Origin of the sequence: Streptomyces musisoli (genome assembly GCF_016741855.1) — a bacterium.
Classification (GTDB): domain Bacteria; phylum Actinomycetota; class Actinomycetes; order Streptomycetales; family Streptomycetaceae; genus Streptomyces; species Streptomyces musisoli.
In genome coordinates this window covers 30644-57547 of record NZ_JAERRH010000004.1, presented here as the reverse complement: position 1 = coordinate 57547, position 26904 = coordinate 30644, and the positions used below count along the sequence as shown (strand labels likewise).

Here is a 26904-nt window from a genome sequence, read left to right as displayed (position 1 = left end):
CAGGGCCGCCGGTGACGACCGGTCAGGCCCCGAAGGCCTTCCCCTGGGCCGTGCCCTTGCCCTTCTGGGGCTTGGCACCGGCGCGCAGATGGACCGGGACGAGGTCGATGGCGGGCTCGCTATAGCCCACGGACACGATCCTGTCGCCCTGATATGTGAAAGTCGTCAGGGAGGCGAGGGTGCACTGCCGCTTGCGCGGGTCGTGCCACAGCCGGCGGCGCTCGACGTACGACCGCACGATCCAGATCGGCAGCTGATGGCTGACCAGCACCGCCTCGTGCCCGCGCGCCCGGTCCCTGGCCGCGTTCAGCGCGCCCATCATCCGCACGACCTGGTCCACGTACGGCTCGCCCCAGGACGGCCGGAACGGGTTGACGAGGTGCTTCCAGTTGTCCGGATTGCGCAGCGCGCCGTCCCCGACGCCGAACGTCTTGCCCTGGAAGACGTTGTCGGCCTCGATCAGCCGCTCGTCGGTGTCGAGGTCCAGCCCGTGGACCTTGGCGATCGGGGTGGCGGTCTCCTGCGCGCGCTCCAGCGGGGAGGCGCAGACGTGGGTCACGTCCCGCGAGGCGAGGTGCTCGGCGACCCGCTCGGCCATCTGCCGGCCCAGCTCGGACAGGTGGTAGCCGGGCAGCCGCCCGTACAGGATCCCGTCCGGGTTCTCGACCTCGCCGTGCCGCATGAGGTGGACGACGGTGATGTCCTTGTCGTGGCTCATTACGCCGTGGCCTCCGCAGCCGCCCGGGCCGCCGCCGGAAGGGCGTCGGCGATCTTCTGGATGGCCCGCTCGTCATGGGCCGTGGACACGAACCAGGACTCGAAGGACGACGGCGGCAGGTAGACGCCGTTCGCCAGCAACGAGTGGAAGAACGCGGTGAAGCGGTACGACTCCTGCCGCTTGGCGTCCTCGTAGGTGCGCACCTGCCGGTCCGTGAAGAACACGGAGAACATGTTCGAGGCGGTCTGGAGCCGGTGCGCGACGCCCTCCTTGGACAGCGCCTCGGTCACGAGGCCCTGGATCTGCGCGGAGACGGCGTCGACGGTGTCGTACGCGGCGTCGTCGAGCAGCCGCAGCTGGGCGAGACCGGCGGCGGTGGCGACGGGATTGCCGGAGAGGGTGCCGGCCTGGTACACGGGACCGGCGGGCGCGAGATGGGCCATCACGTCGGCGCGGCCGCCGAAGGCGGCGGCGGGGAAACCGCCGCCCATGACCTTCCCGAAGGTCATGAGGTCCGGCTTGACGCCCTCCACGCCGTACCAGCCGGCCCGGCTGGTACGGAACCCGGTCATGACCTCGTCGGAGATGAAGAGGGCGCCGTTCTTGCCGCAGGCGTCCTTCAGGCCCTGGTTGAAGCCGGGGTCCGGCGGCACGACGCCCATGTTGCCGGGCGAGGCCTCGGTGATCACGCACGCGATCTCACCGGGGTGCCGGTGGAAGGCCTCCTGCACGGCCTCCAGGTCGTTGTACGGCAGCACGATCGTGTCGCCCGCCTGGGCGCCGGTGACGCCGGGGGTGTCGGGCAGCGCGAACGTGGCGACGCCGGACCCGGCCGCGGCGAGCAGCGAGTCGACGTGCCCGTGGTAGCACCCGGCGAACTTGATCACCTTGGAGCGCCGGGTGAAGCCGCGGGCGAGCCGGATGGCGGACATGGTCGCCTCGGTGCCGCTGCTGACGAGCCGCACCTGCTCCACGGGTTCGACGCGGGCGACGATCTCCTCGGCGAGCTGCACCTCGCCCTCGCCGGGCGTGCCGAAGGACGTACCGCGGGCGACGGCCTCCTGGACGGCGGCGAGGACCTCGGGGTGGGAGTGCCCGAGGATCATGGGCCCCCAGGAGCACACGAGGTCGACGTACTCCCGCCCGTCGGCGTCGGTGAGGTAGGGCCCCTTGCCCGACACCATGAAGCGGGGGGTGCCGCCGACGGCGCGGAAGGCGCGCACCGGGGAGTTCACTCCACCCGGGGTGACGACGGAGGCGCGGTCGAAGAGCGCCTGTGAGGCTGGCGCGTCGTAGGGATAGGGCGTTTCGCTCATGGCACTCATGACGTGCGGCTTCTCCGGCTTCTCGGACTCCGGTTGCGGGGTGACCTCCTCAGGGTAGGCCGCGGCCCGGCCGGACCGCCGACGACCTCAAGATCAAAGCGCTGTCATCCGGCGGGCATCTGCGAGACTGACACCTGATACACAAAGCTCGTACGCACGTAATCAACAGAGCCGGATGATCAGGGGCCGGAAGATCCTCGTGGACTGTTGTTCCACCGCACGTTTCGGCGGGCGGCCGTGGGGGAGGTCACTGACACGATGATCGGGTTGCGCGGCGGGGGCCACGCGTCCTAGAAAAGCAGTCGGGTGGAGATATGCATCGCGGTGGCGGACTGGGCGAGGGGACTGATGACCTGGGTCCTCGACGTGCCCGGCGGGGAAGGCACCGGCGCGAAGCGGAGGAAGCGACCGAAGCATGTCAGAGGGACACGCATCAGGCTGACGCCCGTGAGACGCAGGGGCTACGCGCCGACCGCCTCCGGGCGGGGAGCAGGAATGGTGGTCGGGTGGGGGTGACGTACAAATACTTCGGCGCGCCGGACGGCGCGACCGCGGCCCGTGTCCCCATCTCGATGCGTCCCGAGGAACTCGGCGGCGACGAGCTGGGCATGAACGGCATGTTCACCAAGATCAAGCCGGAGACGATGGCCGCGATGGTGCTGACCGGCATCGAGGGCGTCCCCCTGCACAAGGTGCCGCCCCTGGAGCTGGTCGTCCTGCATCCCGACTACGCGGTCGTCAAACTCCCCATGACGGTCGTCGACCCGCTGCGCGACATCGGCGAGGAGGCGGTCGGTGCGGCTGCCTTCATCTGGTCCACGGTCCCGGACCGAGGCGGCCCACGGGACGCGTTCAACGTCTACCAGCTGCTCCACGAGTGGCAGGACTTCTCGCACCGGCTGCACGAGGCGGGGCATCAGCCTTATTGCCTGGTGTGGCCCTGAGCGACCGGCAAGCCGGAGCCGCGTGACGGCAGCGGATGTGAACCCGGCGAAGCCGTCGCCCCGAAGGCGCTGGTACGCCGGGTCGGGCCGGTGTCCGGGGGACCGTCTCCGCGAAGGAGTCGCGAGCCGGCTGCGGACGGGTGATCACGCACCCTCGGACGGGCGGCACTCCTGGTGGGGGCCGGTCCGGGCGGCATCCCGGTGGGACGGATTCCAGAGCCGGTCGGCCTCACCGCGGGCGACATGGTCCTCGTAGATCCGCACCTTGTGCCGCATCACGTCCAAGGCCTCCCGCAACTCCCCGATCTGCGCCTCCACATCGCTCTCGTGCCGGCGCAGCAGCTCCAGCCGCTCAAGTTCGTTGCCCGGGCCCTGGCGCACCAGCTCGACGTACTGCCGGATCATCGCCAGTGACATGCCGGAGGAGCGCAGCTTCGTGCAGATCGCCAGCCACTCCAGATCTTCCTCGTGATAGATCCGGCGGCCGTTGGGCAGGCGCCGCACCGGGTTGGCGAACAGGCCCTCCCGCTCGTAGAACCGCAGTGCGTGAACGCTCAGCCCACTGCGTTCCGCCACCTCACCGATGCTCAGGTCCATGAGTGACCCCCGTCACACAGCCATTGATCTAGATACGACTCTAGCTTTTAGCGTCGAGCCGTTGGCCAGTCGGGCGATCGGAATGTAGGGGATCATGAGCGTTTGGTTTGTCACCGGTGCATCGCGTGGGCTCGGCGCGGAGATCACCCGTGAGGCGCTGGGCCGGGGCCACAGCGTGATCGCCACGGCGAGGGACGTGTCGGCGATTCTTGGGGCGTATCCGGAGAAGCCGGAGGGACTGCTGGCGGTGACCGCGGACGTGACCGAACCGGAGCAGCTGACGGCCGCGGTGGAGGCCGGCCTGGCGGAGTTCGGCCGGATCGACATCGTGGTGAACAACGCCGGTTACGGCCTCGTGGGCGCGATCGAGGAGATCTCCGACAAGGCCGCCCGGGACCTGTTCGACGTCAACGTGTTCGGTGTGCTCAACACGTTGCGGGCGACCCTGCCGACGTTGCGTGCCCAGCGGTCCGGACATGTCCTGAACATCGGCTCCGTGGGCGGCTTCGCCACCGCTCCGGCCGTGGGCCTGTACGGCGCGTCGAAATTCGCCCTCGAGGGCATCTCCGAGGCCCTGCACGGCGAGCTGGCACCGCTCGGCGTCCACGTCACGATCGTGGAGCCGGGCGGCCTTCGCACCGGTTTCCTGGGCGGCTCGAGCATCCGCGTCGAACCGGCCTCCATCATCGACTACACCGCCGGCGCGGGACCGGTGCGCGAGGCGCTGGCCCTGAACGACGGCCGCCAGCCGGGGGATCCGGTGAAGGCGGCCGCAGCCATCGCCGACATCACCGAGGCCGCCGAGCCCCCGCTGCGCCTCCAGCTGGGCACGGACGCGGTCGAGCGCGTCGAGGCGAAGCTGGATCTGGTGCGACGCGAACTCGACCGGTGGCGCCATGTGGCGCTCTCCACCGCTGTCTGAGTCCCGGTGCGGTGCCGGGCCCGGGCCCGGCACCGCGGGGGGTCCGCACCGGCGTCCCGCTCCCGGCGCGCGTCAGTTCTCGGCGTGGACGGCCGTGATGTGGTGGTCCCGGCCCGGGGTCTCCAGTTCGTCCAGGACCGCCACGGCCAGGTCCTCCGCGCTGATCCACGAGCGGCCGGCGGCCGTGGTGAGCAGGGTGTCCGTGCCGCGGTGGTAGCGGGCGGTGCGGGGGCCCGGTTCGAGGAGGGCCGGCGGGCTCAGGTAGACCCAGTCGGTGTGGGGGTGGTCGCGGCAGGTCCGCAGCTGGGCCACTCCCGCCTCGGCGACCGGCCGCCACTCGGCCGGCACGTAGGCGGGGTCGTCGGCCACCAGGAGGCCGGGGGCGCCGGGGCTGCGCAGGGCGCCGGCGCCGCCCACCACCAGGACGCGGATGCCGAGGTGTGCGGCGGTGTCCAGCACGGTCCGGGTGACGCCCAGCAGGAAGTCCTCGTCCACCGGCTGGGTGCGCACGGCCAGGACGACCGCCTCCGCCCCGGAGCCGGACAGCGCCTCGCGCACGGCCCGCGGATCGGTCGCGTCCACCGGTACCGGGGTCACGCCGGGGGTCTCGTCCGCCGGCTTGCGGGACAGGGCCACGACCCGGTGTCCGCGCGCGGTGGCTTCCGTGATCACCCGGCCGCCCACCATTCCGGTGGCGCCGAGCACCGCGATCGTCATGCCGTCCTTCATCGGATCAGTTCCTTCGTCGCAGTCTTCGGTGGATTCAGCTGGGCCGCCAGCATCGCCGCCAGCGCCAGGACGAAGCCGAGCGCCTGGGGCGGGCTCAGGGATTCGCCCATGGCCGTGCCGATGACCGTGGCGACCAGCGGGGAGAGGAGGACGAGGGGGGCCGAGGCGCCGACCGGGAGGTCGGCTATGCCGCGGAACCAGAGCGTGTAGGCGATCAGGCCGCCCATGCTGCCGAGCCACAGGTAGCCGGCCGCGGCCCCGGCGTCGATCCGGTGCGGCACCCCCTCGACCGCCAGGGCCGACGGGAGCAGGAGCAGTCCGCCGGCCGTGAGCTGCCAGGCGGCCAGGGTGAGGGGGCCCGCGCCCGCCGGGCGGCCCCAGCGCTTGGTGAGGACGACGCCGGCTGCCATGGCCGCCGTGCCGCCGAGGCCGGCGAGTACGCCGACGGTGTCCAGACGGGCCTTCGGGCCGAGTACGACGAGTCCGACGCCGGCCACGCCGAGCACGCCCCAGGCCCAGCGCCAGGCGGTCGGCCGGTCGCGGAGCACCGGAATGGCCAGGGCGGCGACCAATAGCGGCTGGCCGGCGCCCAGGGTGGCGGCGACCCCGCCGGGGAGGCGTTCGGCCGCCAGGAACAGCAGCGGGAACAGGGCGCCGATGTTGAGCGCGCCCAGGACGGCGGTCTTCCACCACCAGTCCCCGTGCGGGAGGGCGCGGGTGAGCGCCAGGCCGAGCAGCCCGGCGGGCAGGGCGCGCACGAGGCCGGCGAACAGCGGGTGGCCGGGCGGGAGGAGTTCGGTGGTGACGACGTAGGTCGTGCCCCATGCGGCGGGGGCGAGCGCGGTCAGCGCGACGGTCGCCGCCCGGTGTGCGGACGGCGCCCGTGGCGGGGCCGGCGGGTTGCGGGTCGGGGTGGCGGGCATGTGAGGAAGTCTCAGCCGCGGCGGCCATGAAACCAACGCATGATTGTCATCGCAGCCATGAATGAGGAACATGGATGCCGTGGATCTTCAGCAGATGCGGTACGTCGTCGCCGTCGCCGAGACCCGTAACTTCACCCGCGCCGCCGAGCGCTGCGCCGTGGTGCAGTCCTCGCTCAGTCACCGGATCGCCGCCCTGGAGCGGGAGTTGGGGGTGCGGCTGTTCGCGCGGACCAGCCGGCGCGTCGAACCGACCAGCGCCGGGGCCGCGTTCGTGGTGGGCGCACGCGAGTGTCTGGCCGCCGCCGACCGTGCGGTGGCCGACGCGTCCGCGGCGGCCGGCGTGGTACGCGGCCGGCTCGCCGTCGGCGTGATCGTGACCGCCGACGCCGTGGACGTACCGGAGCTGTTGCAGCGGTACCGCGCCCGGCATCCGGAGGTCCGCGTGATGCTCCGGTCCGGGCGCAGTGACGAACTGGCGGCGGCGATCCGCGACGGCGACCTGGACATCGCCTTCCTCGGGCTGCCGGAGGACGAGCGGCCCCAGGGGGTGGAGGGCGTGGTGCTCGATCACGACGAGCATGTGCTGGCCGTGCCGGCCGGGCACCGGCTGGCCGGGGCGTCCCGGGTGACGCTGCGGGAGATCGCCGAGGAGACGTTCGTGGACTTCGTGGCGGGTACGCCCGGCCGGGCCCAGTCGGACCAGGCGTTCGCCGCGGCGGGCCTTGTCCGCGATGTCGCGTACGAGGCCGGTGTGGTCGAGCTGATCACCCGGCTGATCGCGCGCGGGCTCGGCGTCGCGCTGCTGCCCTCGGCGTTCGTCCGGCCGCTGGCCGCCGAGGATCCCGCGCTGGCGCTGGTCCCGGTGGTCGACGGGCCGCACCGCGTCGAATACCTGGCGTGGAGCCGCTTCAACCCCAGCCCGGCCACCCGGGCCATGCTCGACGTCCTCGGGGTGCGCCCGCGGGGGTAGCCGCCGTGGACGCCGCGCGGAGCGGGTCCGGTCAGCCGTGCCGGAACCGGGGGCGTTCGGCTACGGGGGCGGCCGCGCTGGCCAGCAGGCGCAGGGCCGCGTCGGACGGGGTGCCGGGCTCGGCCGTGTAGGCGATGAGGCGCTGGCCCGCGGAGCCGGGCAGGCTCAGGTTCTCGAAGCTCAACTCCAGCGCGCCGACCGCCGGATGGTGCAGCGACTTGCGCCCCGAGGTGCAGGTGCGGACCGGGTGCCGGGCCCACAGCGCGGTGAACTCGTCGCTCTGGATGGACAGCCGGCCGATCAGCTCGGCCAGCGCCCGGTCGTCGGGGTGCCGGCCGGCGACCAGGCGCAGGGAGGCGACCGCGAGGTGCGCCTCCTCCTTCCGGTCGGTGTAACGCTCCCGGTACCGCTCGTCCAGGAACAGCATCCTGACCAGGTTCGGCCGGTCCGCGGGCGTGTCCGGCGCCTCCCACGGCAGGTGTCCGGCGAGCAGGGCGTGGCCGAGCCGGTTCCAGGCCAGGACGTCGCCCCGCCGGTCCAGGATGAGCGCGGGGACGTCCGTCATGGCCGCGAGCAGCTGACGGGCCGACGGGCCGGCGTGCTCGGCGCGGGGCGTGGCCGGGCGGCGCCGGACGGCGGGGCGGGCCAGGTCCTTGAGGTGGGCGGTCTCGTCCTCGGTGAGGCGCAGGGTGCGGGCGATCGAGTCCAGCACGGAGTCGGAGACCCCGGCCGCACGGCCCTGTTCGAGGCGGGTGTAGTGGGTGATGCTGACGCCCGCGAGCAGGGCCAGTTCCTCCCGGCGCAGCCCGGTGACCCGGCGGCGCTCCGGCGCGGTCGCGAGGCCGACGTCCTGCGGCCGTACCGCGGCACGGCGGGACTTGAGGAAGTCTCCCAGCTCGGACGGGGTGTCCATGTGTGCCTCCGGGATGTGGGGCGGTCGCCGTCCATCCTGCCCTCCGGGACGCGTGAACGGGATGCCCGAGGGTGGTCGTGCGATGACCACCCTCGGGCCGGCCGGTCGCACGGGGGTGCTGGTTGCGGTGGCGGGCCGGGACGAGGCTCGTGCCCGGCGACTTCCGCCGCTCAGCCTCCGTCACCCCAGAGGGGACCACCTCGTCATGTCCGTCGTAGCGACACGACAGGACGGCGCACCCGCCGTCCTGACCCCCCGGCTCCGCCTGGTGCTGGTGCTGCTGCTCGCGGCCCAGTTCATGCTGGCCGTGGACTTCTCCATCCTGAACGTGGCCCTGCCGGTGATCGGTGCCGGCCTGGGCTTCCCGATGGGCCGATTGCAGTGGATCGGCACGGCGTTCGCCCTGTGCGCGGCCGGGTTCACCCTGCTGTTCGGGCGGGTCGCCGACCTCTTCGGCCGCCGCCGGCTCTTCCTCGGCGGTCTCGTCGTCCTCGGCGCGGCCTCGCTGGCGGGCGGACTGGCCCAGAGCCCGGAGGTGCTCATCGCGGCCCGGGTCTTCCAGGGGCTGGCCACCGCGGCGGTGACCCCGGCCGGGCTCTCCCTGCTGACGACGTCCTTCCCGGAGGGCCCGCTGCGGGAGCGCGCGCTGGGCCTCAACGGGGCGCTGATGTCGGCCGGTTTCACCACGGGCGCGATCCTCGGCGGCCTGCTGACGGACCTGCTGTCCTGGCGCTGGGCCTTCTTCGTCAACGTCCCGGTGGCGCTCGCCGTGGTTCTCGTCGCGCCCGCGGTCGTCGCGGAGTCCCGGCCCGCCGAGCGCCCGAGGCTGGACGTGCCGGGGGCCGTCACGGTCACGCTCGGGCTGCTGGCCGTCGTTTTCGGCCTGACCCGGGCCGGCGAGCACGGCTGGGTTGCGCCGGCCACGCTGCTGCCCCTGGCGGCGGGTGCGGTGCTGCTGCTCCTGTTCGCGGCCGTCGAGCGCCGGGTGCCCGCGCCGCTGGTGCCGCCGAGCGTGCTCGGCAAGCGGTCGGTGGCGTGGGGCAATGTCGCCGGTCTGATCGCGTTCCTCACCGAGACGTCCCTGGTGTTCCTGCTGACCCTCTATCTCCAGGAGGTCCTCGGCTTCTCCCCGCTGGCCGCCGGGCTGACGTTCGGCGTGCTGGGCGCGGGGACCGTGGTGGGCGGTGTGCTCGCCCCGCGGCTGATCGGCAGGTTCGGCGCCGGCCGGGTGCTGTGGGCCGGCGGCCTCGTCCAGGCCCTGTTCACGGCGGCCCTGCTGGGGCTCGACGCCGACCGTTCCTCGCTCTGGCTGCTGTCGGCCGCGACCTTCGCGGGCGGTGTGGGCAACATGCTGGCCATCGTCGGCTTCATGGTGACCGCCACGTCCGGTCTCGCCGACCACGAACAGGGTCTGGCCACGGGGCTCGCGACGATGACCCAGCAGATCGGCATCACCCTGGGCGCGCCGGTGATGAGCGCCGTCGCCACCGCCGCCATGACCGGTACGGGCACCCTGGCCGTCCTCGGCGGTCTGAGGACCGCGATCGCGCTGAACGCGGCCCTCGTGCTCCTCGGCACCCTCGTCGGCGCGGTGTTCCTGCGGGACAGGGCGCGGTGAGCCGGCGGCCGGTCCGGCACCAGGCGGTCCCCGCGAGGCCGGGCAGGGCGCGGTGAGCCGGCGGTCAGTCCAGCACCAGGCGGTCCGCCAGCCCCGCCTCCTCGAACGCGCGCACCACGTCCTCGCGGGTCTCGGTGAAGTGCGCCCAGCTGTCGCAGTGGGCCGGGACGACGCGGCGGGCCTCGAGGAGCCGGGCGGCGGTCGCCGTGCCGGTGCCGTCGAGGACGAGGAGGGCGTCGTCGAGGACGGGCAGGCGGGGCGCGCCGGCGAAGAGGACGGCGGTGTCGACGGGCGCGTACCGGGCCGCGATCTCCTCGACCAGGTCCAGGGAGGCGTTGTCGCCGCTGACGTAGACGCTCGGCAGGTCGGCGGAGGTCAGCAGGAAACCGGTGACCTCGCCGACGACCGGCTCGGAGCCCTCGGGGCCGTGCAGGGCGGGCGCGGCGGTCACGGTGACCGTGCCGCCGTCGGGGCGGGGCAGGTCGACGGACTGCCAGGGGGTGAGGGGCTCGGTGGTGCCGCCGAGCCGGCCGGCCGCCGCGGGGGTGGTGAAGGTGAGCGGGACGTCGGCGAGCAGGGCGCGGCCGGAGTGGTCGAGGTTGTCGGCGTGCTGGTCGTGGGAGAGCAGGACGACGTCGACGGGGCCGAGTTCGGCGAGCGGCGTGCGGGGCGGTGCGGTCTTGGTGAGGACGCGGCCGCTGGGCGCGGGGTAGTCGCCGGGGTCGTCGAAGGTCGGGTCGGTGAGGAAGCGGAGGCCGCCGTACTCGATGAGAACGGTGGGGCCGCCGAGGACCTGGACGGGTATCTGCATTCCGACTCACCTCATGGACAGAAGGGATTTCATCCGTGATAGACGCTAACCCTTCTCACGGATGTTCACAAGCCCTACCATGAGAGACGTGAGAGAGAGCGACGAGGCACACGGCACGGCGCGCGGGCGACGGCTCCTGCGGCACGAGGACCGGCCTGCCGGACGGCACCCCGGGCCACCGCCTTTCCCGCCGGTCACCGAGCCGCTGCCTTCGGCGCCCGGCCCCGAGTCCCCACTGCCGGGCGCGCCCGGCCGAAGCGGGCCGCCGCCGGATGCGCCCGGCACCGAGCCGCCACTGCCGCCGGCTCCCGGCGCCGAGCCGCCGCCACCCTCCTCGCCCGGCACCGAGCCGCCACCCCCCGCTCCAGGCTCCGGGGTGCCGCTGCCCCCCGCCCCCGGCGCCGACCGGCATCCCGCCCTCGACCTCGCCAACACCGCGATCACCCTTCCGGGTGGCCAGTCCGCGGACCTCCTGGGCACCCCTTCCGCCGCCCGGCACTGGCTGGTGGAGCGCGGGCTCGCCCCGGACGCCGCCGACCTGCGCGAGACCTGCGCCGGCCGCCTGCGCGCCCTGCGCGAGCAGGTCCGCGCGCTGCTCGCCGCCCGGATCGACGGCCACCCGGCCCCGGCCGACGCGCTCGCCGCCCTCAACGGCGCGCTCACCCTCGCCCCGGCCGCCTCACTGCTGCACTGGTCCCCGGACCGGGGCCTGTACCGGGCCGCCGCCCACCCCACCACCCAGATCGTCGAGCACGCGCTGGCGGCCCTCGCCGCCGACGCCGCCGACCTGCTGACCGGGCCGGACGCCGAGCGCCTCACCGCTTGCGGTTCCCCGCCCTGCAACCGCTACCTGCTCCGCCACGGCCGCCGCCACTGGTGCTCCACCCGCTGCGGCGACCGCGCCCGCGCGGCCCGCGCCTACGCCCGCCGCACCGGGCGGAACGCGCCGGACTAGGGTCTTTCGTTTGGATCAGGCCGGATCAGGGAGCGCGGTCGGCTTCGGCCTTGTGGCCCGCGAAGCGGTGACAACGGCCGTGGACACGGCGGGGGACACGGCCGGGGACACGCCCGGCGCATCGGCCGTGGGCGCCGGCGGACAGGATGTCGGCCGCGCCCCGCACGGCGTCGACCGCGCGCGACCCTACGTATTGTAGGTTCCCAACCGCCAGCCACTGGCGGGCTGTTCACACGCCTGTTCAACGGGGGACGTATGCAGGACATCACGGAAGCGGAGCCCGGCACGGGGGTCTGTGCGCGCAGCCTCGCGCCGACGCTGACCATGCTGGCCGTCAGCCTGGCGATCGCGGCCGTCGGTGTGTACGAGCTGTGCGGTTTCGGCCTGCACATGCTGGACCGGCGCCCGCACCTGTTCAGCGACGGCCTCGCGACCGGCGGGGTGATCGTGGCCACGGTGGCCGCGGGAGCGGCGGTGGGCAACCTGGCCTGGCTGCTGACGGCGGCCCGCCGCGGCAACGGCGACTGACGACCGCCCGGCGCGGCAGAGTCCGTCGGGGATGAGACGCTGTGCGCCGGCTGTGCGGATCACCGCGCAGCCGCCCGTCCCCGTACAACCGCACGCGGCTGTTCCCCTACACGCTGTAGGGTCTGCGCTGCCCCGTCCCCGTCCCCAAGGGTGACCACTCCTCATGCCCGCACCACAGTCGACCCTGACCCCGCCACGGGTGCCCGCTCCCCGCGGCCCCGGCAGCCGCGCCGTCCGCCTCCTCCCGGCGCCCTTCCGCTCCTTCCCCGGCGACGACCGGCTGCGCGCCCGCGCCGCCACGGCGACCGTCTGGTACCTGCGCCTGCTGGCCGTCCTGAACATCGCGGCGGTCATGTCCCTCCCCTTCCGCGAGGAGGTGCACGAGCACAACGCGGGCGAGTACTTCACCCCGTACCTGGCCACCGCCGGCCTGGGCTCGGCGGTCCTCGCCCTGTTCCTCGCGGTGGTGATGCGCCGCCGCAAACGAGCCGCCTGGCTCTTCAACCTCCTCCTCGCGGGCTCCCTCCTCGGCCTCTACTCCGTCGCCCTGACCCACGCCCCCTACCGCGGGCACGCCTTCAACTGGGTCTCCACCGCCCTCACCGCCCTGTTCGTCGCCGCCCTGCTGATCGGCCGGCGCGAGTTCGACGCCATCGGCGACCGCTCCAACCCGCGCCTGGCCCTCGCCGTAGGCGTGGGCGGCACCCTCGTCAGCGGCGGCCTCGGCACCCTCCTGGCCCACGCGACGAACAAGGTGTCCGGCGCCGGCCTCAAGGACGAGATCGCCTACACCCTGCTGCGCGGCATCAGCGTCGGCCCGCTCGCCGACCGCGTCGCCGCCGTGCAGGCCCCCCGCTGGACGGACATGGTCATCAACGTCCTGACGGCCGCCACGTTCCTGCTGGTCCTCTACGCCTGCTTCCGCGCCCCCCGCGGTGCCCGCCTGCTGGCACCGGAGGACGAGGCCCGGCTGCGGGAGCTGCTGGACCGCCACGGCGACCGCGACTCCCTCGGCTACTTCGCCCTGCGCCGCGACAAGTCCGTCATCTTCTCCCCCAGCGGCAAGGCTGCCGTCGCCTACCGTGTCGTCGGCGGCGTCAGCCTCGCCTCCGGCGACCCGCTCGGCGACCCCGAGGCCTGGCCCGGCGCCATCGACGCCTGGCTCGCCGAGGCCCGCCGGCACGCCTGGACACCGGCCGTCATGGGGGCCGGCGAGGAAGCCGGCACGATCTACGCCCGCCACGGCCTCGACGCGCTCGAACTCGGCGACGAGGCCATCGTGGACCTCGCCGACTTCACCCTCGACGGCCGTGCCATGCGCGTGGTCCGCCAGGCCCACAACCGGGTCCGCCGGGCCGGCTACACGGTCCGCGTCCGCCGCCACGAGGACATCCCCGCCGAGGAGATGGCCGTCCTGGTCGGCCGGGCCGACCACTGGCGCGACGGAGCCACCGAACGCGGCTTCTCCATGGCCCTCGGCCGCCTCGGCGACCCGGCCGACGGCCGCTGCGTGATGCTGGAGTGCCGGGACGCGGACGGCGAACCGCGCGCCCTGCTCAGCTTCGTCCCCTGGGGAGAGCACGGGCTCTCGCTGGACCTGATGCGCCGTGACCGCTCCTGCGAGAACGGCCTGATGGAGTACATGGTGGTCGAACTCCTGCTGAACGCACGGGAGCTGGGGATCGAGCGGGTCTCCCTCAACTTCGCCATGTTCCGCTCGGTCTTCGAACGCGGCGCCCGGCTCGGCGCGGGGCCCGTCCTGCGGCTGTGGCGCTCGACGCTCACCTTCTTCTCCCGCTGGTGGCAGATCGAGTCCCTCTACCGGGCCAACGCCAAGTACCGCCCGGTGTGGGAGCCCCGCTTCCTGTTGTTCGCCAAGAGCAGCGACATCCCGCGGATCGGCCTGGCCAGCGCCCGCGCGGAGGGCTTCCTCACGCTGCCGGGCCGCTCATAGGCCCCCGGGTCCGAGAGCGGACGGTGTCACGGAGCCGGCGGCGGAGTCGGCTCCATCCACCGGTCCGGCCGGCCCGCCGACCGGCCGGCCCAGAGGCCGGAAGCGGCGGGGACTTCGCGCAGGCGCCGGCCGGGCCGCCCTGCGGATCGCGCCGGGCGCGGACGTATCCGATGGTGAAGGGCGGGCCGGTCAGCCGGAGCCGCCGTGGCTCCCGGTGAAGCCGCCCCCGACCGTGAACCCGATGACCGCCCCGCCGCCCTCGCGCCGGAAGGCGAACGGCGTGCCGCCGTGGGCCATCGCGACCTCGCGCACGATGGACAGGCCGAGGCCCGAGCCGGGCTGGGAGCGCGCGTCGGCGGCGCGGTAGAAGCGGTCGAAGATGCGCACGAGGTCGCCCTCGGCGATCCCGGGCCCCCGGTCCAGCACCTCCACCCGTACCGTGCCCGGCCGGGCCGGCCCGGTGACACCGACCTGGATCGGCGCCTTGCCGTCCGGGTCGAACTTGGCCGCGTTCTCGACCAGGTTGGAGATGGCCCGCTGGAGCATTCCGGGCCGCCCGTCGGTCGTCGTGTCACCGCTCGTGTGCAGCACGACGTCCCGGCCGGTACGGCGCCGGGCCAGCCCGACGACGTCCTCGGCCAGGTCGGCGAGGTCCACCCGCTGCGGCGGCTCGGCGTCGGACTGCCCGGCGGCGAGGGCGACCAGCTCGTTGACCAGGTCGGTCAGTTCCCGGGCCTCCTGGGAGAGGTCGGCGACCAGTTCGTCCCGGGTGGCGGGCGGCAGTTCGTCGATCCGGCGCAGCAGGGAGATGTTGGTGCGCAGGGAGGTGAGCGGTGTGCGCAGTTCGTGGCCCGCGTCCTGCACCAGCCTGCGCTGGTCCTCCTCCGACTGCGCGAGCCGCCCCAGCATCCGGTCGAAGGCGCGCCCCAGCCGTCCCACCTCGTCCAGGCCGGCCACCGGCACCTGGATGCCCAGCCGCCGGGTGCGGGCGACGTCCTCGGCGGCGGAGGTGAGGACGACCAGGCGCCGGGTGATCCGCCGGGCCAGCCACCACCCGAAGAGACCGGCCGCCACCACGACCGCCGCCATGAGGATCAGCGTCCGCTGCTGGAGTGCCCGCAGCAGGTCCTCGGTGTCGCTGAACTCCTGCGCGACCTGGACGGCGCCCCGTCCGTCGCCGAGCGAGACGGTGGCGATGCGGAACAGGTCCTGGTCCACCCGTACGTCCTTGTGCTGGGCGACCTGCCCGGCCGGACGCGCGACCGCCATCGCCCGGTCCCGGGAGGTGACGGGCAGCACCGGACTGCCGTGGTCCACGATCTGCCCCTGCGCGCCGAGCACCTGGACGTCGGTGCGGGCGGGGCGGACGAGGTCGTGTCCGGGGCGGGAGGAGGAGAAGTCCTCCGGGCCCATGGCGTGCTGCCGCACCTCGTCCCGCACGTCCTGCACGACCTGGGTGAACACCGACTGCTGGTCGACGCGGACGAGCCGTGCGGCGGAGCTGTAGGACAGGATGCCGACGAGGATCGTGACGGCCGCGGTGACGGCCGCGAAGGAGACCGCGAAGGTGGTGCGCAGGGAGACCAGCTTCCGCCGGGACCGGTCCGGCAGCCGCCAGCGGCGGCCCACTCAGTCCTCCCGCAGCACGTAGCCCACGCCCCGCACGGTGTGGATCAGCTGCGAGGCGCCGGGTTCGTCCAGTTTGCGGCGCAGGTAGCCGACGTAGACGGCGAGGTTCTTGGAGCCCGGTCCGAAGTCGTAGCCCCAGATGCGGTCGTAGATGGTGGAGTGGTCGAGGACGATGCCCGCGTTGCGCACCAGCAGTTCCAGCAGCTCGAACTCGGTGCGGGTCAGTTCCAGCTCGCGCCGGCGGCGCCAGGCCCGGCGGGCCTGGAGGTCCATGCGGATGCCGGCCGCCTCCAGCTGCCGGTCGGAGACCTGCGCCTCCCGTACGGGGACTTCCGGGGTGTCGTCGGCGAGGGGCGCGGGGCTGGTACGGCGCAACAGCGCGCGCAGCCGTGCGAAGACCTCTTCCACGTCGAACGGCTTGACCACGTAGTCGTCGGCGCCGGCGTCCAGGCCCGCGATGCGGTCGGCGGTCTCCACCAGGGCGGTGAGCATGAGGATCGGGGTGCGGTCGCCCTCGGCGCGCAGTACGCGGCAGACCTGGAGGCCGTCGATGCCCGGCATCATCACGTCGAGGACGAGGACGTCCGGCGGGTTCCGGTGGGCCTGTGCCAGCGCCTCGACGCCGTCGGCGACCGCCGTCACCTCGTAGCCCTCCAGCGACAGGGCACGCTCCAGGGCATGACGGATGGCACGGTCGTCTTCGGCGAGCAGCACAGTCTGGGGCACGTCCCCAGTCTGCCAAGGCCACCGACGGTCCGACCGGACACGATGGCCCTGGGATCACCCTTTTTACCGCCCTCTCACCGTCCCCCGCGCACCCGGGAGCACAAGCCGCTCAGCCCACCGCCCCACCGCTGAGGGCAGGCTCCCGCCCGAGCCACCGGCGTGGAACGGCAACCTCGCGGCCGTCCGGGCCACCCCCACCCGGGACGGCCGCCTTCCGGCCGGCCGGGACGGGTGGGCGGGGCGGCAGGGCCGGGTCAGCGCTGGAGCGCCGCCAGCTGCTCGGCGAAGGGCACGATGTCGGGCTCACCGGCCCGCACACCCAGCGGCATCAGCGCCGCCAGCTCCCCCGCCGCCCGTTCGGTCCGCTCGGCCAGCCCTTCCGCGCCCCAGTCCTCGGACGCGGCGTACACACCGGTGGGCACCACCACGGCCCGCAGATACGCGAACAACGGCCGCAGCGCATGGTCCAGCACCAGCGAGTGCCGTGCCGTACCGCCGGTCGCGGCGATCAGCACCGGCTTGCCGGCCAGCGCGTCCTTGTCGAGCACGTCGAAGAACGACTTGAACAGCCCGCTGTAGGACGCGCTGAACACCGGGGTGACGACGATCAGCCCGTCGGCCCCCGCCACCGCGTCCTGCGCGGCGGCCAGCGCCTTCCCGGCGAACCCGTTGGTGAACATGTGCGCGATCTCGACGGCCAGCTCGCGCAGCTCGACCACCCGGACGTCCACCGGTGTGTGCCGGTCCACCGCGGCGGCCAGCCGGTCGGCCAGCAGCCGGGTGGAGGACGGGACACTCAGTCCCGCCGATACGACGACGAGCTTCATGCGACGGTCTCCTTCCGGGCGGCGGCGGCGAGCAGCGACTGGTGGGTGGGCGCCTGAGGCACATCCGCCGGACGCCCGTCGGCGAACTCCTTGCGCAGCACCGGTACGACCTCCTCGCCGAGCATGTCGAGCTGCTCCAGCACGGTCTTCAGCGGCAGCCCCGCGTGGTCCATGAGGAAGAGCTGGCGCTGGTAGTCGCCGGCGTACTCCCGGAAGGACAGCGTCTTCTCGATCACCTGCTGCGGGGAGCCCACGGTCAGCGGGGTCTGCTCGGTGAAGTCCTCCAGGGAGGGCCCGTGGCCGTAGACCGGCGCGTTGTCGAAGTACGGCCGGAACTCCCGCACCGCGTCCTGCGAGTTCTTCCGCATGAACACCTGGCCGCCCAGGCCGACGATCGCCTGCTCGGGCGTTCCGTGCCCGTAGTGCGCGAACCGCTTCCGGTAGAACTCGACCATCCGCTTGGTGTGGTCGGCCGGCCAGAAGATGTTGTTGTGGAAGAAGCCGTCGCCGTAGTACGCGGCCTGCTCGGCGATCTCCGGGGAGCGGATGGAGCCGTGCCAGACGAACGGCGGTACGTCGTCCATCGGCCGCGGGGTGGAGGTGAAGCCCTGCAACGGCGTGCGGAACTTGCCCTCCCAGTCGACGACGTCCTCGTCCCAGAGGCGGCGCAGCAGGGCGTAGTTCTCGACGGCGAGGTTGATGCCCTCGCGGATGTCCTTGCCGAACCAGGGGTAGACCGGCCCGGTGTTGCCGCGGCCCATCATCAGGTCGACGCGGCCGTCGGCCAGATGCTGGAGCATCGCGAAGTCCTCCGCGATCTTCACCGGGTCGTTGGTGGTGATCAGGGTGGTGGAGGTGGAGAGGATCAGCTTCTCCGTCCGCGCGGCTATGTAGCCGAGCATGGTGGTCGGGGACGACGGCACGAACGGCGGGTTGTGGTGCTCGCCGGTCGCGAAGACGTCCAGGCCGACCTCCTCGGCCTTGAGCGCGATGGCGACCATGGCCTTGATCCGCTCGCGCTCGGTCGGGGTCCGCCCCGTGGTGGGGTCCGGCGTGACGTCGCCGACCGTGAAGATCCCGAACTGCATGGTCGCTCACCCTCCAGGTTGTTGACCGTTCAACTATAGCCCTCCAACGGTCACCCCGGCCCCGGTATTCCACCCCCTCTCCGGCCCCCCTAGGGCACCAGCACCAGCCGCCCGCGCAGCCCGCCCTCCGCCAGTCGGGCGTGCGCCTTCGCGGCCTCGTCCAGGGCGTAGGTCTCGGCCACCCGCAGGGTCAGCGCGCCCGCGTCCACCAGCCGGACCAGCTCCGCCAGCTGCGCCCCGTCGGCGCCCACCTCCACGGCCGTGACACGCACCCCGCGCACGGACTCGGGCTGCCGGCCGGGCTGCGCACTGACGAAGGCACCGCCGTCCCGCACCCACTCCAGCGCCGGCCCGCCGAGCATCGCCGCGTCCAGCACCGCGTCCACGCTCCCCGCCGGCACCCCCTCGGCCGTGAAGTGTGCGGCCCCGAGCGACCGCACCAGCTCCTCGTCGCCGGCCCGGGCGTGCCCGGTCACCTCGATCCCCCGGCGCGCGGCCAGCTGCACCGCGAACCCGCCGACCGCACCCGCCGCACCGGTCACCAGCAGGGACGCGCCCGGCTCGAGGTCCAGCAGGTCCAGCGCCTGGAGCGCGGTCAGCCCGTTGAGCGGCAGGGTGCCCGCGTGCACGGCGTCCACCGAGGCCGGCGCCGCGGCCACCGCGTCCGCCGCCACCACGACGTACTCGGCGTGCGCGGCCAGCGGCTCCGCCACGCCGGGCACCAGCGCCACCACCGGGTCGCCGACCCGCCAGGCGGCGGCCACCCCCACCGCGTCCACCGTCCCGGCGACGTCCCAGCCGAGCCCGATCGTCTTGCCGGCCCCGCCGAAGGCACCGGCCCGGACGTACAGGTCCACCGGATTCAGCGCACCGGCCGCCACCTTGATCCGCACCTGGCCCGCCCCCGGCTCCGGCAGCGACACCTCCGCGATCTCCACCGCGTCCGGACCGCCGAACGTCTTCACCACAGCAGCACGCATGTCAACTCTCCCTATATACGGAGCACTTGTCGGTCACCGCGGCACCTTTCCGGCCGCGACACCAACCGTAGGAGAGGTACTATCCTTTCGTAAGTAGTTACCTGTGAGTGCGTAGCTGTCCCGGAGGGAAGAACCCATGGCGACCATGACCGCAGCCCAGCGCCGCGAACAGGCCCGCGCCGACTACGACGCCTTCCTGCGCGCCTGCCCCACCAACCAGCTCCTCGGCCGGCTCAGCGACAAGTGGGTCGGCCTCGTCGTCGCCGCCCTGGCCCCGGGCCCCCGCCGCTACAGCGACCTCGGCCGCAAGATCGCCGGCGTCAGCCCCAAGATGCTGACCCAGACCCTGCGCTCCCTGGAGCGGGACGGCATCATCAGCCGCACGGTCACCCCGTCCGTCCCGGTCCGCGTCGACTACGAACTCACCCCCCTCGGCGCCAGCCTCGCCTGCCTGCTCACGGCCGTGAAGGACTGGGCCGAGACCCACTTCGACGAGGTCCGCGCCGCCCGCGAACGCTATGACACGGACAACCCCGCCTGACGGCCCGCGCCCCGGAAGGCGCACGAGTCCCCCGAGGCCCTCCGAAGCCGACCCGGAGGGCAGACGGATCCCGCGTTGCCGCCGAGGCCGACCGGGAGGCAGACGGATCCCCCGTAGCCGCGGAAGCCGACCCGGAAGGCGGCCGGCCCTCGTCGTCCCCGTCGCCTCAGAAGGCGTACGAGTCTCCCGTCGCCAGGACGAGCACCCGCATCCGGTCGTTCGACCGGTCCTTGTCCACCGCGCCCGAGTTCCACGCAGTCTCGATCTCCAGCGTCACCTCCGCCGCCCGCTCCCGCAGCCGGACCGGCAACCGCAGCTGGTCCCCCGCCACGTCCACGGCCAGCGCCCCGGTCCCGCACAGCACCGTCCGCTCGTCCTCCCGGACGCACCGGGCGGGCAGCTCCTGATCGTCGGCCAGCGCCACCGACCAGCGCAGCCGGACCGTGGCGTCCGTGACCACGGCGGGCCCGCTGTTGTAAGGGGTCAGCCGTACCTCCACCCGGTCCTCCTCCATCACCGCCCTCCCGTGGAGAGCCACATCGGCCTCCGGAGCCGGAGCGGCCACCGCCACCCCCGGCGCCAGCACGGCACCGGCACACACCCCGGACAACACCCACGCCCGCATCCGCACGGCCCTCACCACTTCTCGCTCGCGCTCCCACTGCCGTACGGATGTATGCCACGCGCGCCGCCCGCCAGGCGCCCTCCAACAGGTGACAAGACCGCCGGACGACACCCGTGGCCCGGCGGCCCGACCCCCGCGTGCGAAGCTGCCGCCATGCCGATCGTCCGCTCCGCCGCCCTGTTCGTCGTCGCCGCGCTGTTCGAGATCGGCGGCGCCTGGCTGATCTGGCAGGGCGTACGGGAACACCGGGGCTGGCTGTGGATCAGCGGGGGCGTCCTCGCCCTCGGCGCGTACGGCTTCGTCGCCACCTTCCAGCCGGACGCCCACTTCGGCCGCATCCTGGCCGCCTACGGCGGCATCTTCGTCGCCGGCTCGATCCTGTGGGGCGTGGTCGCGGACGGCTACCGCCCCGACCGCTGGGACATCACCGGGGCGGTGATCTGCCTCGCCGGGATGGCCGTGATCATGTGGGCGCCGCGAAACGGCAGCTGAGGCTCACTTAGGCTGGAGTGAAGGCCCCCGACGCAGTCACAGGAGCAGCCATGGCCACCGCCGCCCCGTCCGCCGCCTCCCGGATCGCCGTCGTCACCGGCGCGAGCAGCGGCATCGGCGCCGCCACGGCCCGGCGGCTCGCCGAGGCCGGCTACCGCGTCGTCCTCACCGCCCGCCGCAAGGACCGCATCGAAGCACTGGCCGAGGAACTGACCAAGGCCGGGCACTCGGCGGTCGCCTACCAGCTGGACGTGACGGACCGCGCGGCCGTCGACGAGTTCGCCACCGCGTTCAAGACGGTCGGCGTCCTCGTCAACAACGCCGGCGGCGCCCTGGGCGCGGACCCGGTGGCCACCGGCGACCCGGCGGACTGGCGCACGATGTACGAGACGAACGTCATCGGCACCCTGAACCTCACCCAGGCCCTGCTGCCGAGGCTGGTCGCGAGCGGTGACGGCGTGGTCGTGGTCGTCTCCTCCACCGCGGGCCACGGCACCTACGAGGGCGGCGCCGGCTACGTGGCCGCCAAGCACGGCGCCCACGTCCTCGCCGAGACCCTCCGCCTGGAGATCGTCGGCCAGCCGGTCCGTGTCATCGAGATCGCCCCTGGCATGGTCAAGACGGAGGAGTTCGCGCTGACCCGCTTCGGCGGGGACACGGAGAAGGCGGAGAAGGTCTACCAGGGCGTCGCCGAGCCCCTCACCGCGGACGACGTCGCGGAGACCATCACCTGGGCGGCGACCCGCCCCAGCCATGTCAACGTCGACCTCCTGGTCCTGCGCCCGCGCGCCCAGGCCTCCAACACCAAGGTGCACCGCGAGTCGTGACCGGCGACGACGACTCCCTGGAAAAGCGCCGCCTGGCCCAGGAGACGAAGAACGAACGCCAGGTCTGGTACTTCCTCGCCTACTTCCTCTTCGGCATCCACATCCTGGCGTTCGTCATGATCTACGCGGTACGGCACGGCAAGTAGCGTCCGGTCCACGCGGGAGGGATCGGGTGCCCGCCCGCAAGGGACGGACGGACACCCGGCAGGGGCAGCAGCCGACCGCCCGGCAGGGTGAGTCGTACGAGGGTCAGGCGAACGCGGGGAGGCTGCGCGCCACCCAGGCGGCGAACGGCGCCGCCGGGCGGCCCAGCACCGCCTGCACGTCCGGGGCGACCCTCCGCTCGGCCGGGAGCGGGTCCCCGAGGACGTCCAGGGTTCCGGCGACGACCTGCTCCGGCATGAACCGCGCCATCCCCGCCCGCGCCTCCTCGCGGGACAGCTCCACGAAGGCCACCTCCTCGCCCAGGGCCGCGGAGAGGACGGCGGCCTGACCGCGGGGACTGATCGGCTCGGGACCGGTCAGCTCGTACACCCGGCCCGCGTGCCCGTCCTCGCGCAGCGCCGCGGCGGCCACGGCGGCGATGTCCGCCGGGTCGACCACGGGCAGCGCGACATCCCCGAAGGGCGCGAAGACGGTGCGCCGGGTACGGACCGACTCGGCCCAGGCGAGGGCGTTGGAGGCGAACCCGCCGGGCCGCAGGACGGTGAACTCCCGCCCAAAGGCCCGCACCGCGGCCTCGAACCCCCGCAGCCGGGCGTGCGAGGGCGCCTCCGGCCGGGTGGCGCTGACCTGCGACGACACCAGCACGATCCGCTCGGCCCCGGCATCGGCGACCACCTTCATCAGGGCGTCGGGCCGCTCGCCCCGCAGGTTCAGCTCGCCGCCCAGCACGAGGAACACCGCGCGGGCCCCGTCGAGGGCCGGCCGCATGCTCTCGGCGTCCCCGACCCCGCCCGGCACCCACCGGACCCCCGGCACCGGATCCGCCGGCCCGGGCCGCCGCGACACCGCCACGACCTCCTCCCCCGCCCCGGCCAGCAGCTCCACCAGCACCCGCCCGACATTGCCGGTAGCCCCGGTCACAGTGATCACTGGAACCCCCATGTGTGAGTTAGTTGACTAACTTGAAACGAACCTACACACCGTCACCGAGGCGTGTCTATAGTCAGTCAGGTGACAAACTCAGTGGATCGGCGGGTGCGGGCGTCACAGAAGCGCCGGCGGCTCACGGCGGCGGCGGCCCGCGTGCTGCACGAGCAGGGGGTCGAGCGCACCACCCTCGCCGACATCGCGCGCGAGGCCGACGTCCCGGTCGGGAACGTGTACTACTACTTCAAGACCAAGGACGAGCTGGTCCGGGCCGCACTGGCGGAGCACGGCGCCCGCCTGGACGAACTCACCGGCGAACTGGACCGGTCGGCGGAACCGCGCGACCGCCTCAAGGGGCTCGTCGCGGCGTGGATGGACCAGCGCGAGACCGCCGCCCGCCACGGCTGCCCCACCGGCACCCTCGCCGTCGAACTCGACAAGCGCACGGACGGCACGCTGGACGCCGAGGCCGGCGCGGTCATCCGCCGCCTGCTGGACTGGGCCGCGGCCCAGTTCCGCACCTGGGGCGTCCCCGACCCCGACGGTCACGCCCTCACCCTGGTCTCCGCCTACCAGGGCATGTCCCTCCTGGCCAACGCCCTGCGCGACCCGGACGTCATGACCCGCGAGGGCAACCGCCTGCTGAGCTGGCTGGACGCGCTGCACCCGGGGGACGGGTGACCCGTACGGGCAGGCGCCGCCGGTCACCCGACCGGCGGCCACCCCGCACGGGAACCCGCACTAGCCCTTCACGCAGACGACCTGCTTCAGCTTCGCCACCACCTGGACCAGGTCCCGCTGCTGGTCGATGACCTGGTCGATCGACTTGTAGGCGCCCGGGATCTCGTCCACGACACCGGAGTCCTTGCGGCACTCCACGCCCCGAGTCTGCTCCTCCAGGTCCTTCGTGGAGAAGCGCCGCTTGGCCGCGTTCCGGCTCATGCGCCGGCCCGCGCCGTGCGAGGCCGAGTTGAAGGACAGGTCGTTGCCCAGGCCCTTCACGATGTACGAGCCCGTACCCATCGAACCGGGGATGATCCCGTACTCACCGGAGCCGGCCCGGATCGCGCCCTTACGGGTCACGAGCAGGTCCATGCCCTCGTACCGCTCCTCCGCCACGTAGTTGTGATGGCAGGAGATCTCCGGCTCGAAGACCGGCTTCGCCTTCTTGAACTCCTTGCGGACCACGTCCTTCAGGAGCGCCATCATCAGCGTGCGGTTGTACTTGGCGTACTCCTGCGCCCAGAACAGGTCGTTGCGGTAGGCCGCCATCTGCGGGGTGTCCGAGACGAAGACGGCGAGATCGCGGTCGACCAGCCCCTGGTTGTGGGGAAGCTTCTGGGCCACACCGATGTGGTGCTCGGCGAGCTCCTTGCCGATGTTGCGGGATCCGGAGTGAAGCATCAGCCAGACGAAGCCGTCGTCATCTGTGCAGACCTCGACGAAGTGATTGCCCGATCCGAGCGTCCCCATCTGCGCGACCGCCCGGCCCTGACGGAACCTGACCGCCTCCGCCACCCCGTCGAACCGCCCCCAGAAGTCCTCCCAGCCGGCCGTGGCCAGCCCGTGGAAGTCCGCCGGCTCCACGGGGTCGTCGTGCATCCCCCGCCCCACCGGAATCGCCTGCTCGATCTTCGAGCGGAGGCGGGACAGGTCTCCCGGGAGGTCGTTCGCGGTCAGCGACGTCCGCACCGCCGACATCCCGCAGCCGATGTCCACGCCCACCGCCGCCGGGCACACCGCACCCCGCATCGCGATGACCGAGCCGACCGTCGCACCCTTCCCGTAGTGCACGTCAGGCATCACGGCCAGGCCCTTGATCCAGGGCAGGGTCGCCACGTTCTGGAGCTGGCGCAGGGCCACGTCCTCGACCGTCGCCGGGTCCGTCCACATCCGGATCGGAACCTTGGCGCCCGGCATCTCCACGTACGACATATCTTCCTCATTCCCCCGAGGGCAATAACAAAAGGCTTAAAAGCATCAAAACGCAAAAGCGGCGCCAAGGTCGATGAAAAGGGACAAGGGACCGGCGTCCACCGCAGTGCGTGCGATACACATTGTCTCCAGGGGGCGCCCCGCCGCAGCAAGCCATTAACCGGCGGGGACACTGGAGCACCGAGCGAGCACACACCGTCGAGAGGAGCCCGACCGTGCAGCGGAAGGCGTACGTAACCGGCACCGCCGCCCTCCTCGCGGCGCTGCTGGCCGGCTGCACGAGCGGTTCCGGGGGCGACGGCGCCACGGACAACGCCAACCCGGGCGACGCCGGCACGTCCACGGTCGCGGCCCAGCCCGGCAAGTACCGGACGCTGCCCGAACCGTGCGGGGCGGTCGGTCACGACACCCTGGACTCGCTGCTGCCCGGCATCCAGCAGATCACCGACCCGGTCCAGCGGGACCAGGCCTACCGGGGCGAGGCCACGCTCACCTACGACACCGAGCGCAAGGTCGGCTGCCACTGGAAGGTCGAGTCGGCCGACGCCACGGACCGGCTCTCCATCGACTTCGAGCGCGTGGTGTCGTACGACAACACGGTCAGCGACGACGACCAGGCGCAGAAGCTGTTCCTGGAGAAGCAGACGGCCGCCGACCTCCCCGTGGTGAGCAGTTCGTCGGCGCCGCCCGCGACGCCGGCGCCCACGGCGTCCTCGAAGGGCTCCGGCTCCCCGGACGATGCCGCCTCCGCCTCCCCGGCCTCGGGTTCGTCGCCGCAGTCGTCGAAGTCGTCGGCGTCCTCGGACCCTTCGGGGTCGCCCTCCGGGTCCGCGGCGTCCTCTGGGGCCCCGGGGTCCCCGGACGCCGGCTCCGGTGCCACGCCCGCCGACCTCCAGCCCCGTACGCTCTCCGACCTCGGTGACGAGGCGTATCTGGACGACGAGCTGAACGCGGCCGGCTCGACGGCCGAACAGCGGACGGTGACTGTGGTGTTCCGCACGTCCAACGTGGTCGTCACGCTCCAGTACGAGGAGCAGCCGACGGCCACCGGAGCGGTGCCGGACAGCAAGGAAATGCAGGACAGGGCCGGAAATCTGGCCTCCCAACTGGCCGACGCGCTGGGCGGCTGAGGGGTTCGCCGGGCGTGGCGGCCTTCGCCCGCAAAGCGTCCGAACAGAAACCGCACGGCTCCTTCACCGCGTACGGTGGCCCCGCAGGAACCCGCACGAACACCGAGCGTCACGAGTGAAGGAACCATGCAGCGAGCAGCTCAGCGAGACGACCGTGCCCAGCAGGACCAGCGAGCCAAGCGCCTCCGCCGCGCCCTTGTCTGCGCGGCAGCCGTTCCCGCGGTCCTGATCACCGCCGCCTGCTCCTCGGACTCCGGCGACTCCAAGGCCAAGTCCGGTCAGGAGACCACGCGGTCGGCGGACGGCGGTTCGCAGCCGTCGGCGAGCGCGTCCCCGACGGTGCGGGCCGCCGCGTACCAGAAGCTTCCCGAGGCGTGCTCGGTGGTCTCGAAGAAGACCCTGACGGACCTGGTGCCGGAGGGCTCGAAGTCCGGCAAGAAGGGCAGTTCGGACGATCCGTCGTCGCGCGCGTCCTGTGCCTGGGACAGCCTGGACAACAACGGCGTGAAGGGCTCGCAGTTCCGCTGGCTGAACGTCGCCCTGCTCCGCTTCGACTCGGACGCCACCCGGGGCGCGGCCGACGAGCAGGCGCACGCGTACTACTCCCAGCAGGTCAAGGACGCCCAGTCGGTGGACGGCGCGAAGAACGTCAAGGTCGTGCCGCTGTCCGGGACGGGCGCGGAGGCGTCGACGGTTCGTTACGACTTGAAGAAGAAGGAGGGTCTCTTCAAGCAGCAGACGGTCGTCGCCCGGGTGGAGAACGTCGTGGTCACCCTGGACTACAACGGCGCCGGTCTCGCGGGCGAGAAGACCCCCGACGCCGACGATCTGGCGAAGGACGCCCAGAAGGCGCTCAAGGAGGTCGTGGCGGCGGTCTCGTCGGCCAACGGCGGGTCCGGCGGGTCGGATTCGGGTTCGGCTGGTTCCGGATCGACGGGTTCCGCGTCACCTTCCGGTTCGGCATCGAAGTCGGCGTCCAAGGCCCCGTCCAAGTCGTCCTCCTCCAGTGCATCTCCGTCCAAGTCGGCCGCCAAGAAGAGCTGACCCGGGGGTCACGGCAGCTGACCGGCGACACGTTCGCCGCACACGTGTGCCACCCTGTTGC

Annotated in this window: 29 protein-coding genes; 14 read left to right on the top strand and 15 right to left on the bottom strand. The window is 72.9% G+C overall.

Going from position 1 to position 26904, the window contains the following annotated elements:
* Positions 1-22: 22 nt before the first annotated feature.
* Both JK361_RS12820 and hemL read right to left on the bottom strand, forming a co-directional pair.
* A complete protein-coding gene (locus JK361_RS12820) occupies positions 23-718 on the bottom strand; it encodes a histidine phosphatase family protein (protein ID WP_201816352.1) in 696 nt (231 codons plus the stop codon).
* Positions 718-2034, bottom strand: coding sequence for a glutamate-1-semialdehyde 2,1-aminomutase (gene hemL, locus JK361_RS12815; protein WP_201816350.1), 1317 nt, complete (start codon positions 2032-2034; stop codon positions 718-720). Before hemL ends, JK361_RS12820 begins: the two co-directional genes overlap by 1 nt.
* A 515-nt stretch (positions 2035-2549) precedes the next feature.
* Here hemL and JK361_RS12810 point away from each other — a divergent pair.
* Complete coding sequence (locus JK361_RS12810) at positions 2550-2987, top strand: hypothetical protein (RefSeq protein WP_010353923.1); 438 nt, start codon at positions 2550-2552, stop codon at positions 2985-2987.
* Positions 2988-3131: 144 nt separating this feature from the next.
* On the opposite strand, the gene JK361_RS12805 is transcribed toward JK361_RS12810, so the two are convergent.
* Complete coding sequence (locus JK361_RS12805; RefSeq protein ID WP_201816348.1) at positions 3132-3584, bottom strand: MerR family transcriptional regulator; 453 nt, start codon at positions 3582-3584, stop codon at positions 3132-3134.
* Positions 3585-3678: 94 nt separating this feature from the next.
* Between JK361_RS12805 and JK361_RS12800 the strand changes: the two genes are divergently transcribed.
* A complete protein-coding gene (locus JK361_RS12800; protein WP_201816346.1) occupies positions 3679-4506 on the top strand; it encodes an oxidoreductase in 828 nt (275 codons plus the stop codon).
* Between the two features lie 72 nt (positions 4507-4578).
* Here JK361_RS12800 and JK361_RS12795 read toward each other — a convergent pair whose 3' ends face one another.
* Positions 4579-5235, bottom strand: coding sequence for an NAD(P)-dependent oxidoreductase (locus tag JK361_RS12795; RefSeq protein ID WP_236052903.1), 657 nt, complete (start codon positions 5233-5235; stop codon positions 4579-4581).
* Positions 5232-6158: an EamA family transporter gene (locus tag JK361_RS12790; RefSeq protein ID WP_201816319.1), complete on the bottom strand. Its 927-nt coding sequence runs from the start codon at positions 6156-6158 to the stop codon at positions 5232-5234. Before JK361_RS12790 ends, JK361_RS12795 begins: the two co-directional genes overlap by 4 nt.
* 79 nt (positions 6159-6237) lie before the next feature.
* Between JK361_RS12790 and JK361_RS12785 the strand changes: the two genes are divergently transcribed.
* Entirely contained in the window at positions 6238-7128 is an 891-nt protein-coding gene (locus JK361_RS12785; protein WP_201816316.1) for a LysR family transcriptional regulator, read from the top strand.
* 31 nt (positions 7129-7159) lie between these two features.
* On the opposite strand, the gene JK361_RS12780 is transcribed toward JK361_RS12785, so the two are convergent.
* Complete coding sequence (locus tag JK361_RS12780; RefSeq protein WP_201816312.1) at positions 7160-8041, bottom strand: helix-turn-helix transcriptional regulator; 882 nt, start codon at positions 8039-8041, stop codon at positions 7160-7162.
* Between the two features lie 205 nt (positions 8042-8246).
* Here JK361_RS12780 and JK361_RS12775 point away from each other — a divergent pair, with 205 nt between their 5' ends.
* Entirely contained in the window at positions 8247-9659 is a 1413-nt protein-coding gene (locus JK361_RS12775; RefSeq protein ID WP_201816309.1) for an MFS transporter, read from the top strand.
* Between the two features lie 64 nt (positions 9660-9723).
* Here JK361_RS12775 and JK361_RS12770 read toward each other — a convergent pair whose 3' ends face one another.
* Complete coding sequence (locus JK361_RS12770) at positions 9724-10470, bottom strand: MBL fold metallo-hydrolase (protein ID WP_201816306.1); 747 nt, start codon at positions 10468-10470, stop codon at positions 9724-9726.
* A gap of 382 nt (positions 10471-10852) precedes the next feature.
* On the opposite strand from JK361_RS12770, the gene JK361_RS12765 reads away from it, so the two are divergent.
* From JK361_RS12765 to JK361_RS12755, 3 genes are all read left to right on the top strand, one after another.
* Positions 10853-11425, top strand: coding sequence for an ABATE domain-containing protein (locus JK361_RS12765; RefSeq protein ID WP_236052941.1), 573 nt, complete (start codon positions 10853-10855; stop codon positions 11423-11425).
* Positions 11426-11680: 255 nt separating this feature from the next.
* Positions 11681-11953, top strand: a complete 273-nt coding sequence (locus JK361_RS12760; protein ID WP_201816287.1) for a hypothetical protein — start codon at positions 11681-11683, stop codon at positions 11951-11953.
* A 163-nt stretch (positions 11954-12116) separates the two neighbouring features.
* Positions 12117-13907 (top strand): phosphatidylglycerol lysyltransferase domain-containing protein, encoded by a 1791-nt coding sequence (locus JK361_RS12755; protein WP_201816285.1) that lies wholly within the window; start codon positions 12117-12119, stop codon positions 13905-13907.
* Positions 13908-14096: 189 nt separating this feature from the next.
* On the opposite strand, the gene JK361_RS12750 is transcribed toward JK361_RS12755, so the two are convergent.
* The 5 genes from JK361_RS12750 to JK361_RS12730 form a co-directional block, all read right to left on the bottom strand.
* Entirely contained in the window at positions 14097-15536 is a 1440-nt protein-coding gene (locus tag JK361_RS12750; RefSeq protein WP_201816283.1) for a sensor histidine kinase, read from the bottom strand.
* Entirely contained in the window at positions 15537-16262 is a 726-nt protein-coding gene (locus JK361_RS12745; protein WP_201816281.1) for a response regulator transcription factor, read from the bottom strand.
* 254 nt (positions 16263-16516) lie between these two features.
* Complete coding sequence (locus JK361_RS12740; protein WP_201816279.1) at positions 16517-17089, bottom strand: FMN reductase; 573 nt, start codon at positions 17087-17089, stop codon at positions 16517-16519.
* Positions 17086-18177, bottom strand: a complete 1092-nt coding sequence (locus tag JK361_RS12735) for an LLM class flavin-dependent oxidoreductase (RefSeq protein WP_201816277.1) — start codon at positions 18175-18177, stop codon at positions 17086-17088. The genes JK361_RS12740 and JK361_RS12735 overlap by 4 nt, the downstream gene beginning before the upstream one ends.
* Positions 18178-18266: 89 nt before the next feature.
* Positions 18267-19157, bottom strand: a complete 891-nt coding sequence (locus tag JK361_RS12730) for an NADP-dependent oxidoreductase (RefSeq protein WP_201816274.1) — start codon at positions 19155-19157, stop codon at positions 18267-18269.
* 136 nt (positions 19158-19293) lie between these two features.
* On the opposite strand from JK361_RS12730, the gene JK361_RS12725 reads away from it, so the two are divergent.
* A complete protein-coding gene (locus JK361_RS12725) occupies positions 19294-19698 on the top strand; it encodes a winged helix-turn-helix transcriptional regulator (RefSeq protein WP_201816271.1) in 405 nt (134 codons plus the stop codon).
* A gap of 166 nt (positions 19699-19864) precedes the next feature.
* Here JK361_RS12725 and JK361_RS12720 read toward each other — a convergent pair whose 3' ends face one another.
* Positions 19865-20212 carry a hypothetical protein gene (locus tag JK361_RS12720; protein ID WP_236052902.1) on the bottom strand — a complete coding sequence of 116 codons (348 nt, stop codon included), beginning with the start codon at positions 20210-20212 and terminating at the stop codon, positions 19865-19867.
* A 264-nt stretch (positions 20213-20476) separates the two neighbouring features.
* Between JK361_RS12720 and JK361_RS12715 the strand changes: the two genes are divergently transcribed.
* From JK361_RS12715 to JK361_RS12705, 3 genes are read left to right on the top strand one after another with little or no spacing between them, the layout of a single operon-like run.
* On the top strand, positions 20477-20815 hold the full coding sequence (locus tag JK361_RS12715) for a YnfA family protein (protein ID WP_201816268.1): 339 nt from the start codon (positions 20477-20479) through the stop codon (positions 20813-20815).
* A gap of 50 nt (positions 20816-20865) precedes the next feature.
* A complete protein-coding gene (locus JK361_RS12710) occupies positions 20866-21642 on the top strand; it encodes an SDR family NAD(P)-dependent oxidoreductase (RefSeq protein ID WP_201816266.1) in 777 nt (258 codons plus the stop codon).
* A complete protein-coding gene (locus tag JK361_RS12705; RefSeq protein WP_201816256.1) occupies positions 21639-21788 on the top strand; it encodes a hypothetical protein in 150 nt (49 codons plus the stop codon). Before JK361_RS12710 ends, JK361_RS12705 begins: the two co-directional genes overlap by 4 nt.
* 103 nt (positions 21789-21891) lie before the next feature.
* Here the strand turns inward: JK361_RS12705 and JK361_RS12700 are convergent, their stop codons facing one another.
* On the bottom strand, positions 21892-22737 hold the full coding sequence (locus tag JK361_RS12700; protein WP_201816254.1) for an NAD(P)H-binding protein: 846 nt from the start codon (positions 22735-22737) through the stop codon (positions 21892-21894).
* An 81-nt stretch (positions 22738-22818) separates the two neighbouring features.
* Here JK361_RS12700 and JK361_RS12695 point away from each other — a divergent pair, with 81 nt between their 5' ends.
* Positions 22819-23415, top strand: a complete 597-nt coding sequence (locus JK361_RS12695) for a TetR/AcrR family transcriptional regulator (protein ID WP_251094441.1) — start codon at positions 22819-22821, stop codon at positions 23413-23415.
* A 60-nt stretch (positions 23416-23475) separates the two neighbouring features.
* Here JK361_RS12695 and JK361_RS12690 read toward each other — a convergent pair whose 3' ends face one another.
* Positions 23476-24669, bottom strand: coding sequence for an RtcB family protein (locus tag JK361_RS12690; protein WP_201816251.1), 1194 nt, complete (start codon positions 24667-24669; stop codon positions 23476-23478).
* A 215-nt stretch (positions 24670-24884) separates the two neighbouring features.
* Between JK361_RS12690 and JK361_RS12685 the strand changes: the two genes are divergently transcribed.
* Positions 24885-25799 (top strand): DUF3558 domain-containing protein, encoded by a 915-nt coding sequence (locus JK361_RS12685; protein ID WP_201816249.1) that lies wholly within the window; start codon positions 24885-24887, stop codon positions 25797-25799.
* A gap of 126 nt (positions 25800-25925) precedes the next feature.
* Positions 25926-26843, top strand: a complete 918-nt coding sequence (locus tag JK361_RS12680; protein WP_201816247.1) for a DUF3558 domain-containing protein — start codon at positions 25926-25928, stop codon at positions 26841-26843.
* Positions 26844-26904: the final 61 nt, after the last annotated feature.

Excerpts from the sequence above, each read along its gene's own strand:
- JK361_RS12820 (WP_201816352.1), bottom strand. The coding sequence starts at position 718 with ATGAGCCACGACAAGGACATCACCGTCGTCCACCTCATGCGGCACGGC.
- hemL (WP_201816350.1), bottom strand. The coding sequence starts at position 2,034 with ATGAGCGAAACGCCCTATCCCTACGACGCGCCAGCCTCACAGGCGCTC.
- JK361_RS12805 (WP_201816348.1), bottom strand. The coding sequence starts at position 3,584 with ATGGACCTGAGCATCGGTGAGGTGGCGGAACGCAGTGGGCTGAGCGTT.
- JK361_RS12800 (WP_201816346.1), top strand. The coding sequence starts at position 3,679 with ATGAGCGTTTGGTTTGTCACCGGTGCATCGCGTGGGCTCGGCGCGGAG.
- JK361_RS12795 (WP_236052903.1), bottom strand. The coding sequence starts at position 5,235 with ATGAAGGACGGCATGACGATCGCGGTGCTCGGCGCCACCGGAATGGTG.
- JK361_RS12790 (WP_201816319.1), bottom strand. The coding sequence starts at position 6,158 with ATGCCCGCCACCCCGACCCGCAACCCGCCGGCCCCGCCACGGGCGCCG.
- JK361_RS12780 (WP_201816312.1), bottom strand. The coding sequence starts at position 8,041 with ATGGACACCCCGTCCGAGCTGGGAGACTTCCTCAAGTCCCGCCGTGCC.
- JK361_RS12775 (WP_201816309.1), top strand. The coding sequence starts at position 8,247 with ATGTCCGTCGTAGCGACACGACAGGACGGCGCACCCGCCGTCCTGACC.
- JK361_RS12770 (WP_201816306.1), bottom strand. The coding sequence starts at position 10,470 with ATGCAGATACCCGTCCAGGTCCTCGGCGGCCCCACCGTTCTCATCGAG.
- JK361_RS12760 (WP_201816287.1), top strand. The coding sequence starts at position 11,681 with ATGCAGGACATCACGGAAGCGGAGCCCGGCACGGGGGTCTGTGCGCGC.
- JK361_RS12755 (WP_201816285.1), top strand. The coding sequence starts at position 12,117 with ATGCCCGCACCACAGTCGACCCTGACCCCGCCACGGGTGCCCGCTCCC.
- JK361_RS12740 (WP_201816279.1), bottom strand. The coding sequence starts at position 17,089 with ATGAAGCTCGTCGTCGTATCGGCGGGACTGAGTGTCCCGTCCTCCACC.
- JK361_RS12735 (WP_201816277.1), bottom strand. The coding sequence starts at position 18,177 with ATGCAGTTCGGGATCTTCACGGTCGGCGACGTCACGCCGGACCCCACC.
- JK361_RS12730 (WP_201816274.1), bottom strand. The coding sequence starts at position 19,157 with ATGCGTGCTGCTGTGGTGAAGACGTTCGGCGGTCCGGACGCGGTGGAG.
- JK361_RS12725 (WP_201816271.1), top strand. The coding sequence starts at position 19,294 with ATGGCGACCATGACCGCAGCCCAGCGCCGCGAACAGGCCCGCGCCGAC.
- JK361_RS12720 (WP_236052902.1), bottom strand. The coding sequence starts at position 20,212 with ATGGAGGAGGACCGGGTGGAGGTACGGCTGACCCCTTACAACAGCGGG.
- JK361_RS12715 (WP_201816268.1), top strand. The coding sequence starts at position 20,477 with ATGCCGATCGTCCGCTCCGCCGCCCTGTTCGTCGTCGCCGCGCTGTTC.
- JK361_RS12710 (WP_201816266.1), top strand. The coding sequence starts at position 20,866 with ATGGCCACCGCCGCCCCGTCCGCCGCCTCCCGGATCGCCGTCGTCACC.
- JK361_RS12690 (WP_201816251.1), bottom strand. The coding sequence starts at position 24,669 with ATGTCGTACGTGGAGATGCCGGGCGCCAAGGTTCCGATCCGGATGTGG.
- JK361_RS12680 (WP_201816247.1), top strand. The coding sequence starts at position 25,926 with ATGCAGCGAGCAGCTCAGCGAGACGACCGTGCCCAGCAGGACCAGCGA.